General features: G+C 44.1%; 16 protein-coding genes and 1 riboswitch. Of the genes, 13 read left to right on the top strand and 3 right to left on the bottom strand.

Features of this window, described 5'->3' with window-relative positions:
* Nucleotides 1-704: 704 nt before the first annotated feature.
* From ltrA to ACE04G_RS27775, 9 genes are all read left to right on the top strand, one after another.
* Nucleotides 705-2,510: a group II intron reverse transcriptase/maturase gene (gene ltrA, locus ACE04G_RS27815; RefSeq protein ID WP_285080847.1), complete on the top strand. Its 1,806-nt coding sequence runs from the start codon at nt 705-707 to the stop codon at nt 2,508-2,510.
* 21 nt (nt 2,511-2,531) lie between these two features.
* The gene (locus tag ACE04G_RS27810; protein WP_221821649.1) at nt 2,532-3,575 is read left to right on the top strand and encodes a hypothetical protein; all 1,044 of its coding nucleotides are present in this window, start codon (nt 2,532-2,534) and stop codon (nt 3,573-3,575) included.
* Nucleotides 3,576-3,712: 137 nt separating this feature from the next.
* Nucleotides 3,713-5,263, top strand: a complete 1,551-nt coding sequence (locus ACE04G_RS27805) for an ABC-F family ATP-binding cassette domain-containing protein (protein ID WP_221821648.1) — start codon at nt 3,713-3,715, stop codon at nt 5,261-5,263.
* A gap of 76 nt (nt 5,264-5,339) precedes the next feature.
* Nucleotides 5,340-5,449: riboswitch (TPP riboswitch) on the top strand.
* 224 nt (nt 5,450-5,673) lie between these two features.
* Nucleotides 5,674-6,342, top strand: a complete 669-nt coding sequence (locus ACE04G_RS27800; protein ID WP_221821647.1) for a thiamine phosphate synthase — start codon at nt 5,674-5,676, stop codon at nt 6,340-6,342.
* Nucleotides 6,343-6,358: 16 nt separating this feature from the next.
* Nucleotides 6,359-7,531 (top strand): glycine oxidase ThiO, encoded by a 1,173-nt coding sequence (gene thiO, locus ACE04G_RS27795; RefSeq protein WP_221821646.1) that lies wholly within the window; start codon nt 6,359-6,361, stop codon nt 7,529-7,531.
* Nucleotides 7,528-7,731, top strand: coding sequence for a sulfur carrier protein ThiS (thiS, locus tag ACE04G_RS27790; RefSeq protein WP_221821645.1), 204 nt, complete (start codon nt 7,528-7,530; stop codon nt 7,729-7,731). The genes thiO and thiS overlap by 4 nt, the downstream gene beginning before the upstream one ends.
* Before the next feature lie 2 nt (nt 7,732-7,733).
* Nucleotides 7,734-8,501: a thiazole synthase gene (locus tag ACE04G_RS27785; protein ID WP_339185413.1), complete on the top strand. Its 768-nt coding sequence runs from the start codon at nt 7,734-7,736 to the stop codon at nt 8,499-8,501.
* Nucleotides 8,498-9,547, top strand: coding sequence for a ThiF family adenylyltransferase (locus ACE04G_RS27780; protein ID WP_339177123.1), 1,050 nt, complete (start codon nt 8,498-8,500; stop codon nt 9,545-9,547). Before ACE04G_RS27785 ends, ACE04G_RS27780 begins: the two co-directional genes overlap by 4 nt.
* A 119-nt stretch (nt 9,548-9,666) precedes the next feature.
* Nucleotides 9,667-10,371, top strand: a complete 705-nt coding sequence (locus tag ACE04G_RS27775) for a response regulator transcription factor (RefSeq protein ID WP_221821643.1) — start codon at nt 9,667-9,669, stop codon at nt 10,369-10,371.
* A 110-nt stretch (nt 10,372-10,481) separates the two neighbouring features.
* On the opposite strand, the gene ACE04G_RS27770 is transcribed toward ACE04G_RS27775, so the two are convergent.
* The gene (locus ACE04G_RS27770; protein ID WP_221821642.1) at nt 10,482-10,982 is read right to left on the bottom strand and encodes a C40 family peptidase; all 501 of its coding nucleotides are present in this window, start codon (nt 10,980-10,982) and stop codon (nt 10,482-10,484) included.
* 297 nt (nt 10,983-11,279) lie between these two features.
* Nucleotides 11,280-11,921, bottom strand: coding sequence for a thiamine diphosphokinase (locus ACE04G_RS27765; protein WP_221821641.1), 642 nt, complete (start codon nt 11,919-11,921; stop codon nt 11,280-11,282).
* Nucleotides 11,922-12,103: 182 nt separating this feature from the next.
* Here ACE04G_RS27765 and ACE04G_RS27760 point away from each other — a divergent pair, with 182 nt between their 5' ends.
* Together ACE04G_RS27760 and ACE04G_RS27755 are read left to right on the top strand one after the other, a co-directional pair.
* Nucleotides 12,104-12,805 (top strand): trimeric intracellular cation channel family protein, encoded by a 702-nt coding sequence (locus tag ACE04G_RS27760; protein ID WP_076210112.1) that lies wholly within the window; start codon nt 12,104-12,106, stop codon nt 12,803-12,805.
* A 1-nt stretch (nt 12,806) separates the two neighbouring features.
* Nucleotides 12,807-13,277: a low molecular weight protein-tyrosine-phosphatase gene (locus ACE04G_RS27755; RefSeq protein ID WP_221821639.1), complete on the top strand. Its 471-nt coding sequence runs from the start codon at nt 12,807-12,809 to the stop codon at nt 13,275-13,277.
* A gap of 165 nt (nt 13,278-13,442) precedes the next feature.
* Here the strand turns inward: ACE04G_RS27755 and ACE04G_RS27750 are convergent, their stop codons facing one another.
* Nucleotides 13,443-14,177 (bottom strand): alpha/beta hydrolase, encoded by a 735-nt coding sequence (locus tag ACE04G_RS27750; RefSeq protein WP_237174873.1) that lies wholly within the window; start codon nt 14,175-14,177, stop codon nt 13,443-13,445.
* Between the two features lie 256 nt (nt 14,178-14,433).
* On the opposite strand from ACE04G_RS27750, the gene pdhA reads away from it, so the two are divergent.
* The gene (gene pdhA / locus ACE04G_RS27745; RefSeq protein ID WP_017688072.1) at nt 14,434-15,501 is read left to right on the top strand and encodes a pyruvate dehydrogenase (acetyl-transferring) E1 component subunit alpha; all 1,068 of its coding nucleotides are present in this window, start codon (nt 14,434-14,436) and stop codon (nt 15,499-15,501) included.
* Between the two features lie 101 nt (nt 15,502-15,602).
* On the top strand, nt 15,603-16,580 hold the full coding sequence (locus ACE04G_RS27740) for an alpha-ketoacid dehydrogenase subunit beta (RefSeq protein WP_076210115.1): 978 nt from the start codon (nt 15,603-15,605) through the stop codon (nt 16,578-16,580).
* Nucleotides 16,581-16,595 lie beyond the last annotated feature (15 nt).

Genomic DNA, 16,595 nt, shown 5'->3' with positions numbered 1-16,595 from the left:
ACGTGTGACTTGTTCCGCTATAACCGAACAATTCGGGAAAAGCGGGGACTTAACTAAATAAGTCCAACTTTGCGACCGAGAATTGGAAAGAGGGAACCATGTATCCTGAAACAATTCCGTTAATCTCCTGCGTGCGTGACACGGACAGCGTGTCGGGTATGAAGCACAGGTGAAGTCGGCAGAAGGGAAGCTGGAGCCACTCTATTGAGAAGGTATGCTAACTGATATGCCGGATGGCTGAAAAGCGGACTATGGTGAGAATGGTTGTAAAAAACCTGACGAACCTCCGAATGTACGGGTCTAAATTCATAACATATGGAAACATATGTACTGACAGAAGTCAGGGTGGATAGCGTAGAGTACGATTGTAGTCTAGGAAACACGCTATATCGAACAATGGCGATATCAAGTCCACAGGCTCAAAGGAGGCACCTAAGGTCTAGCAAGCATAGCTAGGTCACAAGGTACAAGGAAAGCAAGGAACGTCGATTTACAGGACTGTCATCCTAGACGTCTACTATAAGGCAGAAATTTGCTGAAATGTACTAATCCTTGTGAGAGTAGAGGCACGACCAATGAAGTGGCTGTAATGGCTACGGAGGAACAGCCTCAAGTCTTTTTAGATAATAAACAATTTTTCCGAAAAGTGAATTGCACCGATCAGGTAGGAACGTGGGGAATCACCGTAAGGAGGTGAAGCCACAGTGCAAACTCTTCGATACTGGGACTACTACGACATGACGAGTACTTTTACTGATTTACACGAAAAAGCACTAGGAAGAAAAAAGTTCGATAATTTATACGGGCTAATAAACTCACATCAGAACATCCTCCTAGCTTTTCGAACAATTAAATCAAACAAAGGCTCACTTACACCAGGAACAGATGGCAAAACCATAGAGAATATAAAGACACTAACAGAAGAAGAGATTGTGAGCCACGTAAGAAACAAGCTTTTGAATTATCAACCCAAAAAGGTTAGGCGAGTCCTTATACCAAAACCTAATGGAAAGAAAAGACCGTTAGGCATTCCATGCATAGTTGACAGAATCATTCAGCAATGTTTTAAACAAATTATTGAACCAATTGCGGAAGCTTACTTCTATAAACATAGTTACGGGTTTAGACCGGTAAGATCAACACACAACGCTCTAGCGAGAGTACAACATCTTATAAACACAACCAATCTCCATTATGTCGTTGATGTTGATATTCAAGGATTCTTCGATAATGTGAACCACACATTGCTTTTGAAACAACTATGGAATATGGGTATTAGGGATAAAAGAGTACTTCGAATCATCAGCAAAATGCTTAAAGCTGAAATTGAAGATGAAGGGATACCGTTGAAAGGCACACCACAAGGTGGAATCTTATCTCCTCTCCTGTCAAATGTAGTATTAAATGACTTGGATCAGTGGGTTGCAGGACAATGGACAAACTTCGAAACTCAATACGCCTATGCAGGAGACTATCACAGGATCAGAGCACTCAAGAAAACCAATCTTAAAGAAGGATATATTGTGCGATACGCCGATGATTTTAAAATTCTTTGTCGGGATTGGAAATCAGCTCAGAAGTGGTATCACGCTGTAAGACTCTATCTTAGAGACCGCCTTAAACTAGACATCTCACCCGAAAAATCACAGATTGTAAACCTCAGGAAACGTAAATCTGATTTCCTGGGATTCACAATATGGGCTGAGAAAAAAGGAAAAAGAAGAGTCGCCTATACGGGTATAAATGAAAAGAAGAGAGCAGAAATCAAGAAGCAAGCAAGAGAGCGCATTAAGAATCTGCACAAAGCACCAATTACTCAAAACGCTCTTCTCTTCAATAGCTTTGTACTTGGTTTACACAATTACTTTTCACGTGCAACACATGTTAGTGTAGAGTTCTCACGACTTGCCTTTGATCTGAAAGCATTCACATACAATCGTCTCAAAGTTATTGGTAAATACCAATATCCTGATAATGCCCCGCCAACCTTCAAGAAGTTCTACAGGAACAGATATAGAACCTTTAAGGTCGCAGGTGTATATCTCTTTCCGTTCAGAGATGTAAAAACGGTTAACAACCTATGCTTTCAGCAGACGTTAAATCCGTATACATCAGAAGGAAGAAAGAGACTTCATAGGGATTTAAAGACGGATATTAGATATGAACTAATTAAACTAATGCAGTCAAACATACCAAACCGTAGCATTGAATACCTGGATAACAGACTGAGTAGATATAGTATGCAGGGTGGCAAATGCGAGATATCTGGCATTTTACTAACTGCTGATTACGTGCATTGCCATCATCTTTTGCCAATCCATTTAGGTGGGACAGACGATTTTAGCAATCTACGTATTCTACACAAAGATATCCATAAACTTGTTCATGCTACAAAATCAGAGACGATTGTCAAACTCATGTCGCCGTTTGGATTTTCAGACTCTACGATTCAGAAAATCAACCTGTACCGAAAAATGAGTAACTTGGAACCTATTGTAATAAAAATCTAAAAAGATGGAGCGCCGTGTGCGATGAAAGTCGCACGCACGGTGTGGAGAAGGGGAAAAGGCGGTGATTATATCAAATCCTTACCTATTTCTATTGAGCTGTCCATTGTATTCGTGCTGATCTTCTTCCCGCTCTTCTGGATCATCTCACTCCATACCCAAGATGCCGAAGAGGCTCAATATCTTGGTCAACGATACAGATCTGCACTTCAAACCGCAGTTATGGATGCAGGTGCGGTGATGCATCAGAATGAGAAACAAAATGATGAAGCAGGTTATGATTCAACCAAGTTTGTTAAAGCGGACAAGGAGCTCGCCTTGTTGACATTTACGCAGACGATGGCTTTGAATATGGGGATTCAGAATGATCCCGTTGCTATTCGAAACATGTTTAATTACATTCCTGCCGTGGTTATTCTGGATTATGATGGCTATTATATGTTGTCCACAGAAACAGAGATGACGGGTAACCTTGAAGGTTCTTTCAGGCAAGTATGGAGCCCCAAGAAACCTTATACATATTCAGATTCTAATGGTAACAGTATTAACTTTACACTGGACGACTACGTATATGCCTATGACGCAAACGCAGGGAAATGGATTGAGGGATTTCAAAAAGAACTGGCTTCAACCACACAGATTCCTTTACTTCAGAATACCAGCGTATTTGAGCAAGTTAGACAAAGCCAGATTGTGACTGCTGTGCAGGATGATCTGGCTGATGTGATTAACCGCCATAATGAGTTTGCCAGAAAGAACGGTATTTCCTATACGTTTACGATGCCCCTGATTGCGCAGGAAGATTGGTACAACTCCATTAACGATACAGGGATTATGGCCTTTATCCAAGGTATAGGTGTGGGTGACCAGAAAATCAACAATTACGCAATTGGTGGAGGCAGACTTGTGAAGAAAACGGCCATCGTAGGTGGGGTAGATCCTTTAACGGGTATCAAGTACTACTATCCCTCCACATGTGGTAATGGTTACCGTGCTGAAGAGGTATTCACAGACGCAAGACAAGCAGCTGCACAAGGCTATTTCGAATATAAATGCTCTAATCGGTAGGGAGCCTGTATGACAAAATCATGGAAGAGGTTCCTGAGCTGTTTACATTACTTTCAGAAAAGACGGGACTTGTGCTAGAATAGGGTTTCGGAACAATCACAAAAGTAATGTCTAATAGATAGGAGCTACCTCATCTTATGAGTTTATTGTCAGTAGAGAACGTGAGTCACAATTTTGGAGATCGCACGTTATTTAAAAATGTATCGTTTCGTTTACTTGCCGGAGAGCGCGTAGGACTTGTTGGTGCCAATGGTGTGGGTAAATCCACATTAATGAACATCCTTACCGGTAAATTGCTTAAAGATAGTGGAAAAGTGGAATGGACACCTAAGGTTCGTTATGGATATCTGGATCAGCATACAAAGCTTACGCCAGGCAAAACCATTCGTGACGTTCTTAAGGATGCATTCCTTCCGTTGCTTGAATTGGAAAAAGAAATGATGAATATTACGGACCAGATGGCAGATGCAGATCCAGATAAGTTGGAGCAGTTGCTGGAAGAGATGGGCGATATTCAGGAACAACTGGAACAGGGCGACTTTTATCTGATTGACGTAAAAGTGGAAGAGATGGCCAATGGTCTTGGTTTGTCCGCAATTGGTCTTGATCGAGATGTCGCAGCTCTAAGTGGTGGACAACGTACCAAGGTGCTTCTTGCCAAGCTTCTGCTCGAGAAACCTACAGCACTTTTGCTGGATGAGCCGACCAACTATCTGGACGTAGAGCATATTGAATGGCTGTCACGTTACCTGAAGGACTACCCTCACGCGTTTCTCTTAATCTCCCATGACACGGAATTCATGAATGAAGTCGTAAATGTCATTTATCATTTGGAATTTGCCAAATTAACGAGATATGCAGCGAACTATAACAAGTTCCTTGAGATGGCTGATATGAATAAAGCCCAGCATATTGATGCATACGAGAAGCAGCAAGAGTACATCAAGAAGCAGGAAGATTTCATTCAGCGTAACAAGGCACGTGCTTCAACATCAGGTCGAGCGAAGAGCCGGGAGAAGCAGCTGGACAGAATTGAACGTATTGATCGCCCAGATGAAGCGGCCAAACCAACGTTTAAATTCAAGGATGCCCGTGCGAGCAGCAAAACGGTCTTTGAGGGTATTGATTTTGAAATTGGATATACGTATCCTTTGCTGCCCAAAATGACGATGACAATTGAACGTGGTGAAAAAATTGCCATCGTAGGTTGTAATGGTGTGGGTAAATCGACACTGCTGAAAACTATTCTGGGCAAAATATCTCCACTGAGTGGAAAGACCTTCTTGGGAGATTATCTCGAAACGGCCTATTTTGAACAGGAAGTTCGTGCTGGAAATATCACGCCGATTGAGGATGTTTGGAATGAGTTTTCACATTTGACCCAGAATGAGGTCCGGGGTCATCTCGCACGCTGTGGGTTGAAAAATGAGCACATTACCCGTCCGCTTAACATGCTGAGTGGTGGAGAGCAAGCCAAGGTTCGTTTATGCAAACTCTTGATGCGTGAAAGCAACTGGATTTTATTCGATGAGCCGACAAACCATCTCGATGTCACAGCCAAAGCGGAGTTGCAGCGTGCTTTGCAAGAATTCAAGGGAACGGTGTTACTGGTATCTCATGAACCTGATTTCTACGAGGGTTGGGTCACCAAAACATGGAATGTAGAAGAATGGTCTGAGACAAACTAGGGCGATTCAAGACAATGTTTAACAGAAATGACGGTGACAAAAAAAACCGTCTATGGTAACATAGGCTACAACTTCATATGAACACTAGGGGGGCCGCACGATGCGGCTGAGATGGAAGAATGCGATTCCGGACCCTTTGCACCTGATCTGGATCATACCAGCGTAGGGAAGTGGCGAGCGCGTTTCAGTGAATGACGTGAGCAAACGGCAATTCAAAGGATTTCAACCGTCTGCTTAACGAATTGAAACATGCAGTTGCGTGTATAACGTTATGGCTATAGGGTCTATAGCTTTATTGCACGAAATGAACTGTATGTATCAGTCAGTCATCTGGTTCTATAATAATACGCAGCCACTCCCCTACGGGAGTGGCTTTTTTGTGTTTTCATAGCATTCACGTCTGGAAGGAGATGAACAGTACGGTAATTTCTCATGAACATGTTCAAGAATCATTTGAATTGCATGTTGTATCTACGGGTACAGGGGATCAAGCATCTTTTGTAAAAGCTGCAAAGGACGTTTGGCCTTTGGTGGACTATATTCACATACGAGAAAAACAACTCACATTGCAAGACAAGATCGGTTGGGCTGAAAGTCTGCGTAACGTTGGTGTTCCATCTTGTCGCATCGTTATCAATGGCTCAGAACTGCCACCACAGAATGACATCTATGGCGGTGTACACTGGGGGCAAGATGTGATACGTAACTACAACCCTGCTGTTATAAGCAATGTGCAGCGACTTCGTCTGGGTGTATCTGTTCATTCACTCGATGAGGCAAAAATCGCTGAAGAACGGGGAGCCGATTACCTATTCTTCGGGCATGTCTTCTCAACCAACAGTAAGCCTGATCTTGAACCAAGAGGATTATATGCTCTGGCTGAAGTGTGCTCCGGTGTCTCCATTCCTGTCATGGCGATCGGTGGCATCGAACCGGGAAACATTCACGCTATTCGCTCTGCAGGCGCTCAGGGAGTTGCTGTGATCTCGAATGTCTGGGCGAGCGATTCCCCGGATCAGGCGGCTGCATCGTTAAGGCAGGCTATCGTTGGCGTTGGTACAGAAAGTTTGAGCCGCTAATCAAGGAGATGAGCTGATGAAGAAGATCATTACTGATAGACCGGATAAGGTTCATGCAGAAACGATTATTGTAGGCGGAGGGGTTGTTGGTTGTGCCATTGCATATGAACTTGCTTCCCGTGGACAGGATGTGCTGTTGCTGGAGCGTTCGGCGATTGCAGGAGGCACTTCTTGCGCAGCAGCTGGAATGCTGGCGGCCGACAGTGAGGATTTTGCTCATCCTTTGATGGCTAAGCTTGCCAGGCAGAGTAGACAGTTACTTACCGAGCAACAGATGCTAATGGCTACACTCAGTGAGGTAGAGACTGGTCTGCAACGCCAGGGATTCCTAACTCCTTTTCGTTCATACAGTGAATTAAGTAGTTATAAGGACAATCGGAAGTCTGCGTTGTCTACTTCTGCTGATGAGGTGTGGTGGGATCGTTCCATTGTGCAGCAGGAGGCATCATGGCTTAACAGAGATACGTATGGAGCCTATTACAGACCTTACGAGAGTGAAATTCTCCCACTCCACCTAACGAAGGCATACGCCGAATCCGCTCAAGCAATGGGAGCACGGGTTATGGAGGACATACAGGATATACGTGTGCAAGCAAACGAACACGGTGTGCAGGGAATCACCACATCGATCGGTGAGATGAGATGCAAACATGTCATTATAGCGGCTGGATTACAGAGTGAAGAGTTGATGAGACATGTGAATCTGAGCTTGCCTGTGTGGTCGGTAAAAGGTGAAATAGCCGCCGTTCAGTTCTCAGAAGAACATGCAGGGTACAGACCTGACAGAACGGTGTATGCAGAGGATATCTATATTGTTCCCAAAGCCAATGGCGAAGTTTGGCTCGGGGCAACCAGTCTGCCAGGAAGAGCGGATTTGAACGTTTCTGTACAGGGTGTTCAGAAGCTGCTAACAGCGGCTACCCACTGGGTGCCGGGGATGAAAGAAGCACAATTTATACGAGCGTGGGCAGGCGTAAGACCGGCAACACCCGATGGGCTGCCTTATATAGGTGCTTGCAAGAGTATACCCGGGCTGTTCGCCGCCTTTGGGCATTACCGCAACGGTATCTTGCTTAGTGCGATAACAGGCAGGCTTATCGCGGAGTTGGTCGCTGGCAAAAGCTCAGAAGAACTCGGAATTGAGGCGCTGAGCCCTGAGCGATTGAACAGAAAGGGAGTGGTGCAGTGAATATCATCGTTAATGGTCAACGGATGGAGATTGAAGACAGATTGAATCGTGTGGATAAATTGCTCCAATCTTTTGACCTGCAAGTTAAGACTGTAGTTGTTGAGCTGAACAGGCATATCTTAACGCGTGAACACCATGAGTCAACAACATTAAGAGAAGGCGATCGAATTGAGATTGTACATTTTGTAGGAGGCGGTTGATGATGTTGAACATTGGTAAATATACGTTTGAGTCCAGATTGTTGCTCGGAACAGGCAAGTTTTCGGATCTGGAAGTGCAAAGTCAGGCTGTGGAAGCATCTGAAACGGAAGTTTTAACCTTTGCTGTTCGTCGTCTGAATCTGGAGGAACGCAACCAGAAGCATTTCCTGGATACGTTGGATCTGGACAAATACACTCTTCTTCCGAATACGGCTGGGGCTTCCACTGCGGAAGAGGCGGTGCGAATTGCCGAGCTTGCGCGGGCTTCAGGACTTTGTGATATGATAAAAGTCGAAGTCATAGGAGATGGAATGACGTTACTCCCAGATCCGATTGAAACGTACAATGCTTGCGAAATTTTGCTTGAAAAGGGCTTCACGGTATTGCCTTATATTTCGGATGATGTCATTCTGGCCAAAAGGCTGCAATTGCTTGGCGTACATGCTGTAATGCCTGGCGCTTCTCCCATCGGAGCTGGCAGAGGCATCATCAATCCCTATAACCTTGAGATCATCATTGAGCAGGCCGTTGTACCTGTGATTGTGGATGCAGGGTTGCGCTCCCCAAAAGATGCTGCTTATGCGATGGAACTTGGTGCAGATGGCGTATTGTTAAATACAGCCGTATCCGGATCAGGGGATCCAGTGAGCATGGCTAAAGCGATGCGATTGGGGGTAGAAGCGGGTAGATTGGCATATGAGGCAGGCATGATTCCCGTAAAGCGTTATGCAGCAGCCAGTAGTCCGGTGGAAGGAATGGTTCATACATGACAGATCAAGTAACATCTTTCGAGCAGGCCGATCGTTATTCCAGACAGGAACGGTACGCGCCACTTGGTAAGGAAGGCCAGGCCAGATTAAAGGGCAGCAGAGTTTTAATTGTAGGCGCTGGCGCACTTGGAACAGGAATTGCAGAAACGTTAGTTCGTTCAGGAGTCGGACACTTAACGATTGTGGATCGTGATTATGTGGAGTGGAGTAACCTGCAGCGGCAGCAATTATATGTAGAACAGGACGCGCTTGAGCGGATACCGAAGGCAATGGCGGCGGAAAAACGTTTATCTGCCATTAATTCCACGGTTCATGTGGAAGGGAAAGTGTTGGACGTCAGAGTAGATGAGTTGGAAGAACTCGTTCAGCATACAGACTTGATCATGGATGCAACGGATAACTTTGATACCCGACTACTTATTAATGATATGGCACAGAAGCACGGTATTCCCTGGATTTATGGTGGATGCGTAGGTAGTTATGGTATTACCTATACGTTTATGCCCGGAGATACGCCATGTTTAAATTGTTTGCTGGGTGAAGTCCCTCTGGGTGGAGATACCTGTGATACGTCTGGCATCATACCTCAAGCCGTACAGATGGTAACGGCGAATCAGACCGCAGAAGCGATGAAGTTACTTAGTGGCAATGCAAATGCATTGAGACGTAAGTTATTGTCATTTGACGTGTGGAGGAACGAATACATATCCATCAATGTGGATGGTGCGAAAAAGCAAGACTGTCCTTCCTGCGGTACTTCGGCAACGTATCCATATCTTTCTGCGTCCAATCTGGAGAAAACAGATGTGTTGTGTGGCAGGGATACCGTTCAGATCCGACCTGCAAGGCGCATGAATCTGGATCTTCAACATACAGCGGAACGTCTGGATAGACTTCAAGAAGGAAAAGTGGAATCCAATCCGTTTCTGGTTTCTTTTACAACAGGAGTCCATAGAATGGTTATTTTCCAAGATGGACGTGTCCTCGTACACGGAACAAAAGACACAGCTGAAGCGCGTACGCTCGTCCATCGCTACTTTGGTTAAAGCAAGAAAGAAGCAAAGTCTGTTCCCTTAAGGGAATGGACTTTTTCATTTTACGGCATGCTATCTGTACCAACCATTGCTGCGAGCAGTGGGGATAGAGACAGGCCGGGTGAAAAAGAGTGAAAACAGCCATTTTGCTGATTGGAGCAGGAGAGCAGGTCAGCCTTATTCAGGATGTTTTATGTAGCGAAGGGTATGAGGTGCAACGAATGGAGTGGTCCGAACTAAACCAATCCGTCGAGCCTTCGTTGCTGCATATTAACCTGATCATCCTGGTAGACGAGGAAGAGGGGAATGAACATTGTGGCCAGGATCAGAAATTAGAGTTAAAACAGTGGATAGATAAAGGTCATGTTATACCTCTACTCGTTATCACTTCTAATGCATCTCCTCAGTTCATCGTGGAATGGCTGGATTACGGAGCTAATGACGTGATGGAGGAACCTATCCACTTGACCGTGATGCTTGCCAGAATACGAAATTTATTGCGTGTTTTTGCGAATGCAACACCAGAGGGTGAGGAAGTAATTGTAGTTCATGATCTTAAAGTCAATTTGCGTTCAAGACGGGTAAATCGTGCGGGTGAATACCTGACATTAACGCCAAAAGAATACGAATTGCTGGAATATTTGGCTCTGCATGTGAATGAAGCATGTACCCGGAGTGATATTTTGCGGGAAGTATGGGGATATGAGTATGCGATGGATACCAACGTTGTGGATGTGTATATCAAACATTTGAGGGTTAAGGTAGATAAGGGAAGAAGTGTGAAACTGATTCATACTGTGCGTGGGATCGGTTATATGCTGCATGATAAAAATTAGATTACGAAGTTAGTTCCATGAAACACCAGTTTAGAGTGTGGCAAAAAGAGGGTAAAAATAAAAGACCGGATAGTAACCTCCGGTCCTTACTGATTAGCTATAATGTGATTCTAAAGTACACGACGAGCTTTAACATACGTTCTCTTCCAAGTACCGGAGTTCAGATCAGAAAGGGTTACGCCTGGAGATCCGTACGTATGCAGAATCTTACCATTTCCCGCATAAACGCCTACGTGAGTGACATTGGAGCCGGTAGAACGGCTACCACTGGAGAAGAATACCAGATCTCCGACACGCAGATTAGCTTTAGACACAGCTTTACCTTCTTTGGATTGTTTCACGGAAGTGCGCGGCAAATCTACACCATACTTTTTGAAAATATATTTCATAAAAGAAGAACAGTCAAAAACCTTGGTTGTTGAAGTTGAAGCACCAAATTTATATGGAGTTCCAGTGAATTTTTTGCCATAGTTAACAATTTGTTGACCTTTGGATACAGAAGCAGTTGCTGCCTGTGCAACAGGTGCGTTAGTCATTAGTACAGCTCCAAAACCTAGTGTAGCGCACAACCCGACGGTTACGGCCTTTTGGACAAAGATGTTTGTTTTCATGTTAGTTAGTACCTCCAAAATTCGTTTTCGTTAAGTTGCTAGAGCGAGTATAACAGCTTTGTAACAGCCTAGAAATTGGATAGAGGAGTGTAATCCCTTGCGCCACAATGGTTTGGGTATGTTTATTAAAATATGATTAAAAATGTCAAAAAATTAATCATTGACGGATGAAGAATTAAGATGAAACAACAAAGACCCATTGAATATCAAGGGTCTTTGTTATGTGTGAACCTATTTTCTTCATTGAATCACTGGTTACAAAAACGTAATAAATAATTATGAAGCATACAAATAGATTCAATCTTTGCTCTGAATAATCAGTAATAAGCCACTATCAATAGTGACTGTACCGGAGGAGCCTAATAGCTTGTTGCTTACACCCAAGGATTGTCCCATGCGAATGGTGGCTTGATCTAGCGGATACATAAAACCATCCAGAGTTATTCCTGCAACTTCATGAGTCAAGGGGAGCAGAGAAACATATTTATAGTCACGGTGCTCAACCACAGCTTTGGATGTGGTCAGTGTCATGTAATTGTGCTTGTCCTGAATGGCACAGGAGATATGATGCTGCATCGCGCGAACCATAATATGTACATTGGCGAGTGTGTGATCCATACGTGTACCTGTAGCACCTAACATTAAGATGTGAGAAGGTTCATAATCTAGCGCTGTCTCAAAAGCCATTTCTGTATCAGTAAGATCCTTATGAACAGGGTCACATGTAATGAACCGAATGCTATTATTGCTTACAATGATACATTCCTCTTCAGTAATGGAGTCGAAGTCTCCTACTGCAATGTGAGGCTGAATGCCGTGTTCAATTAAAAATAATGCACCACGATCGGCCGCGATGATCATATCATCTTCTCGTATTTCCTGAAGTAATTCTACAGATAAGTTTCCGCCTGTAAAAATAACCACTCGTTTCACCGTCATTTTATTTCATCCTTCCTAATTCAGAGCAAAATAGGTCATTGTTCAAATATAATGTTGGAACCTGTACAAATATATTCACCAAACCAGTATAATCCACAAAATGTGGTTGCACAATTTCAGTGCTCGCGGATACAATGGGTAGAGCGACATGGAGATGACTTGAAAAGTGAGGTTTGAACAGGTTGGACTTACACATTTTTGAAGTATTCAGCATTATAGGCACTATCGCATTTGCAATGTCCGGTGCCTTCGTGGCTATGGAAGAGGAGTATGACATTCTGGGTGTACTAGTGCTTGGACTTGTCACGGCATTCGGAGGCGGGATTATCCGGAATGTACTTATAGGTATACCTGTAACGACACTGTGGAGTCAGGGATCACTTATTATGTTAGCCCTAGTATCAGTAGCGATTGCGTTTATATTACCTCTCAAGTGGATTAGTCACTGGAAGCGAACAGAGGCGCTGTTTGATGCAATCGGACTCGCAGCATTTGCAATTCAAGGGGCTCTCTACGCGGCGAACATGGGACATCCTATTAGCGCAGTTATCGTTGCAGCAGTAATGACCGGTATTGGTGGGGGCGTGATTCGTGATGTGCTTGCAGGACGTAAACCGCTTGTATTGCGTGACGAAATCTATGCTGTATGGGCAATGACAGCCGGTTTTGTTATAGGTATGGGTTGGTTAACAACAAATGCCGGATTGTTGCTTTGTTTCGCGGCCGTTGTGTTTTTCCGGATGTGTTCTGTACATTATAAATGGAAACTGCCACGTCGTTCGTTGGTGCCGTCTGAGACCGGGAACGTCAGTCCTCAGCCGGAGAGCATTGTGACACAGCCAACATCGTCGGTACTTCAAGGTACGCTAAGCAAGGGGGATTAATATGATTAATGTTTTGTTTGTATGTCTGGGCAATATATGTAGATCACCAATGGCTGAAGCCGTTCTGCGTCACAAAGTCGTGGAGAAGGGGCTTGAACACCAGATTCGTGTGGACTCTGCGGGTACAGGGGACTGGCATGTTGGTAAACCTCCGCATGAAGGGACTCGAAATTTGCTGGATTCGTACCAGATTTCCTATGCCAATATGGCAGCGAGACAATTCGCCAGCGAAGATTTTACTCAATTTGATTACATTGTATGTATGGATAATTCGAATGCAGATAATGTGCGCAACGTTCCAGGTGGAGCTGAGTCGGACATCATCAAGTTCATGGACATGCTTCCCGAGGAAAAACTCAGAGAAGTACCTGACCCATATTACACAGGCAATTTTGAAGAGGTGTACGAGCTGGTTAACGCAGGCTGCGATGTTCTGTTGAGTAAGATTGAAGCGGAACATTCCTTAGCCTAAAAAGTAAACGAAATTCATGCTCAATTTGTAATTCGACAAAGAAGCAGGATTAGAGCGCTTAAAGCAAGCAGGATATCCTGCTTCTTTTTCAGATTACAATTGTAAGCGGTATCATTAAAATGAAAAACAATAGCGGCATTTCAGCCGCCTGTTAAAGTGGTCCTTTTATCTTTCCTGGAGAAAATAAAGTAATGCTTCGGGCAATTCCTTCTGCCAAAAACCCCATTGGTGTTTTCCGTCTTTCTCCTGGTAGGAGACGAGGGCACCACGTTTTTCCAGCAATTCTCGAGTATCCCGGTTTAATTGAACAAAATTATACGTACCCGTGTCTGCCTCAAAATCAGTCTCCTGCAAACCAACGATCATCCAGATCGAGAGCCAGGACAGATCTTCAGCTGCGGCATAGATTTCCTGTGAAGCAGAGTAGAAGGCGCCAGACATGCTGATCACACGTGTGATCAGATCCGGATATAACAGAGCAAGATGAAGCGAAACACTGCCACCGAGCGAATCTCCGGCAAGAATGCGTTCCTGCGGAGAACGGCGTACAGGATATTTCTCTTCTATATAGGGAATAATCTCTTCAGCGAAGCAAGCAGTATATGCCTTGAACCGATCTCCAAATGGAGCATATTCCTGCGTTCTCACAGACACATCGACCTGAACCCCTACAATAATGAAAGGTTCGGCTCCTTCGTCCAGAATAATTTGGTTAGCTGTTGTAGCAATTCGTCCGAAATTAAAAAATTCTTCGCCATCCTGACAATAAACGACAGGGTAGCTAAGCAATTCGTTATAGCCTGGGGGAAGGTAAATACGGAGCGTTCGCTTCTCTCCGAGATAGCGACTTTCAATCTCTTCCTTCACAATCGTGCGTTTCAAATAGCGGGAATCCGTCATAAAACGTCACCTTTCTCGGTTAATTTTTTGCATTCGACCGCGCAATACGGTAAGATTACCCTTGTGCGGGGTTAGGTCAAACACGCAATCATGTATTATGCTGTTATACCAATATTAAGCCCCTGTTATACATACAATCCGGCAGGAAACATAAAAAAATTACGGATTTCTTTGACGTATGGAGTGAAACAGGTGTATAATAATATTATAACAGCGGAACTTGATATTCAAATTTTTTGTTGAGGTGAAGAAAAAAATGAGCAAGGTTCCTTATGAAGTGTATACAGAGGATGTAGAAGCTCTGTCCGTGCTGTCTCCTGACGGCGAAATTGTTAACAAAGACATGATGCCTACACTTTCCGATGATCAATTAAAAGAAATTATGTACCGCATGGTATTTACCCGTACTTGGGATGACCGTGCAGTAAACCTGGGCCGTCAAGGTCGTCTTGGTTTCTATGCTCCAGTATCTGGTCAAGAAGCTACAATGGTTGGTAGTGAATTTGCAATTGAAAAAGAAGACTTTGTATGTCCTGGCTATCGTGACATTCCGCAACTCGTATGGCATGGACTTCCTCTTTATCAAGCATTCTTGTACTCCCGTGGACACCAACATGGTGGACAAATTCCAGATGGCGTTAATGTATTGATGCCACAAATCATCATTGGTGCACAAATTCTGCATGCAATGGGTATCGCTATGGGTTACAAATTGAAGAAACAAAAACAAGTTGTTATCACGTACACAGGTGATGGCGGTTCTTCTGAAGGTGACTTCTATGAAGGTCTGAACTACGCTGGTGTATACAAACTGCCTGTTATCTTCTTTGTACAAAACAATGGTTATGCCATCACAACTCCTTTTGCTAAACAAACAGCAGCTCTGTCCATCGCTCACAAAGCGGTAGCAGCAGGTATCAAAGGTGTTAAAGTTGACGGTATGGACATCTTCGCTGTTATCAAAGCTGTTCAGGAAGCTGCTGAGCGTGGACGTAACGGAGAAGGCGCAACATTGATCGAAGCAGTAACATACCGTTTCCGTCCTCACTCCCTTTCGGATGATGCTTCCAAGTATCGTACAAAAGAAGAAGAGGCAGAATGGTCTGCTAAAGATCCTATCGCACGTTTCGCTAAATATCTGGAGAAAAAAGGTCTTTGGACTGAAGAAGATACAGCACGTGTGAAAGAAGAAGCTAAAGCTAAAGTAAATGAAGAGATCAAAAAAGCGGAAAAAACCGAGAAAATGACGATTTCAGGCTTGATCGACAGCATGTTCGAACAAACGCCTAAGCACTTGGAAGAGCAAAAAGCTGATTTCCAATAAGTTTTTTCCGATAAAGCATAAACATCCGCGACTTTAATGTCCCGGTATACATGTACGAATTCAAATGTGAACTGTCAATGTTTAAGGAGGAAATGAAGCAAATGGCACAAATGAACATGAAAGAAGCAATCCGTGATGCGCTTCGCGTGGAGTTGAAACGTGATCCTAACGTTCTGCTTTTCGGTGAAGACGTAGGTAATGTAGGCGGCGTTTTCCGTGTAACGGAAGGTCTGCAAAAAGAGTTTGGCGAAGAGCGTGTATTTGATACTCCACTGGCTGAGTCCGCTATTGGTGGTCTGGCTGTAGGTCTGGGTGTACAAGGCTTCCGTCCGGTTGCTGAGATCCAATTCGTTGGTTTTATCTTCGAAGCCCTTGACCAAATGGTAGTGCAAGCTGCTCGTATGCGTTTCCGCTCCGGTGGAAAATACAATTCTCCAATCGTATTCCGTACACCATTCGGTGGCGGCGTAAAAGCGGCAGAATTGCATACAGATTCCCTGGAAGGTCTGCTCACGCAAACGCCAGGTATCAAAGTCGTTGTTCCTTCCAACCCTTACGATGCAAAAGGACTGATGATCGCTTCTATTCGCGATAACGATCCTGTATTCTTCATGGAGCACTTGAACTTGTACCATGCTTTCCGTGCAGAAGTGCCTGAAGAAGATTACGTTGTTGAGTTGGGTAAAGCGAACGTTGTTCGTGAAGGTTCTGATGTAACGATCATTACTTACGGTATGATGGTTCACACTTCTGTGAAAGCAGCAGATGAACTCGAAAAACAAGGAATCAAAGTTGAAGTTATCGACCTTCGTACGGTTAGCCCGATCGACATCGATACTATCGTTGCTTCCGTTAAGAAAACAAACCGTGCAATTGTTGTACAGGAAGCTCAAAAGAGCGCAGGTGTTGCAGCTGAAGTCATTGCCCAAATCAATGAAAAAGCAATCCTGCACTTGGAAGCACCGGTTCTGCGTGTAGCTGGTCCGGACACTGTATATCCATTTGCACAAATCGAAGATACATGGCTGCCTAACCCGGCACGTATCGTTGCTGCGGTTAACAAAGTCGTAAATTTCTAATTTAATCATCTGACA

The sequence above is a fragment of the Paenibacillus sp. AGC31 genome (genome assembly GCF_057334655.1).
This window is presented reverse-complemented; position numbering and strand designations above follow the sequence as displayed.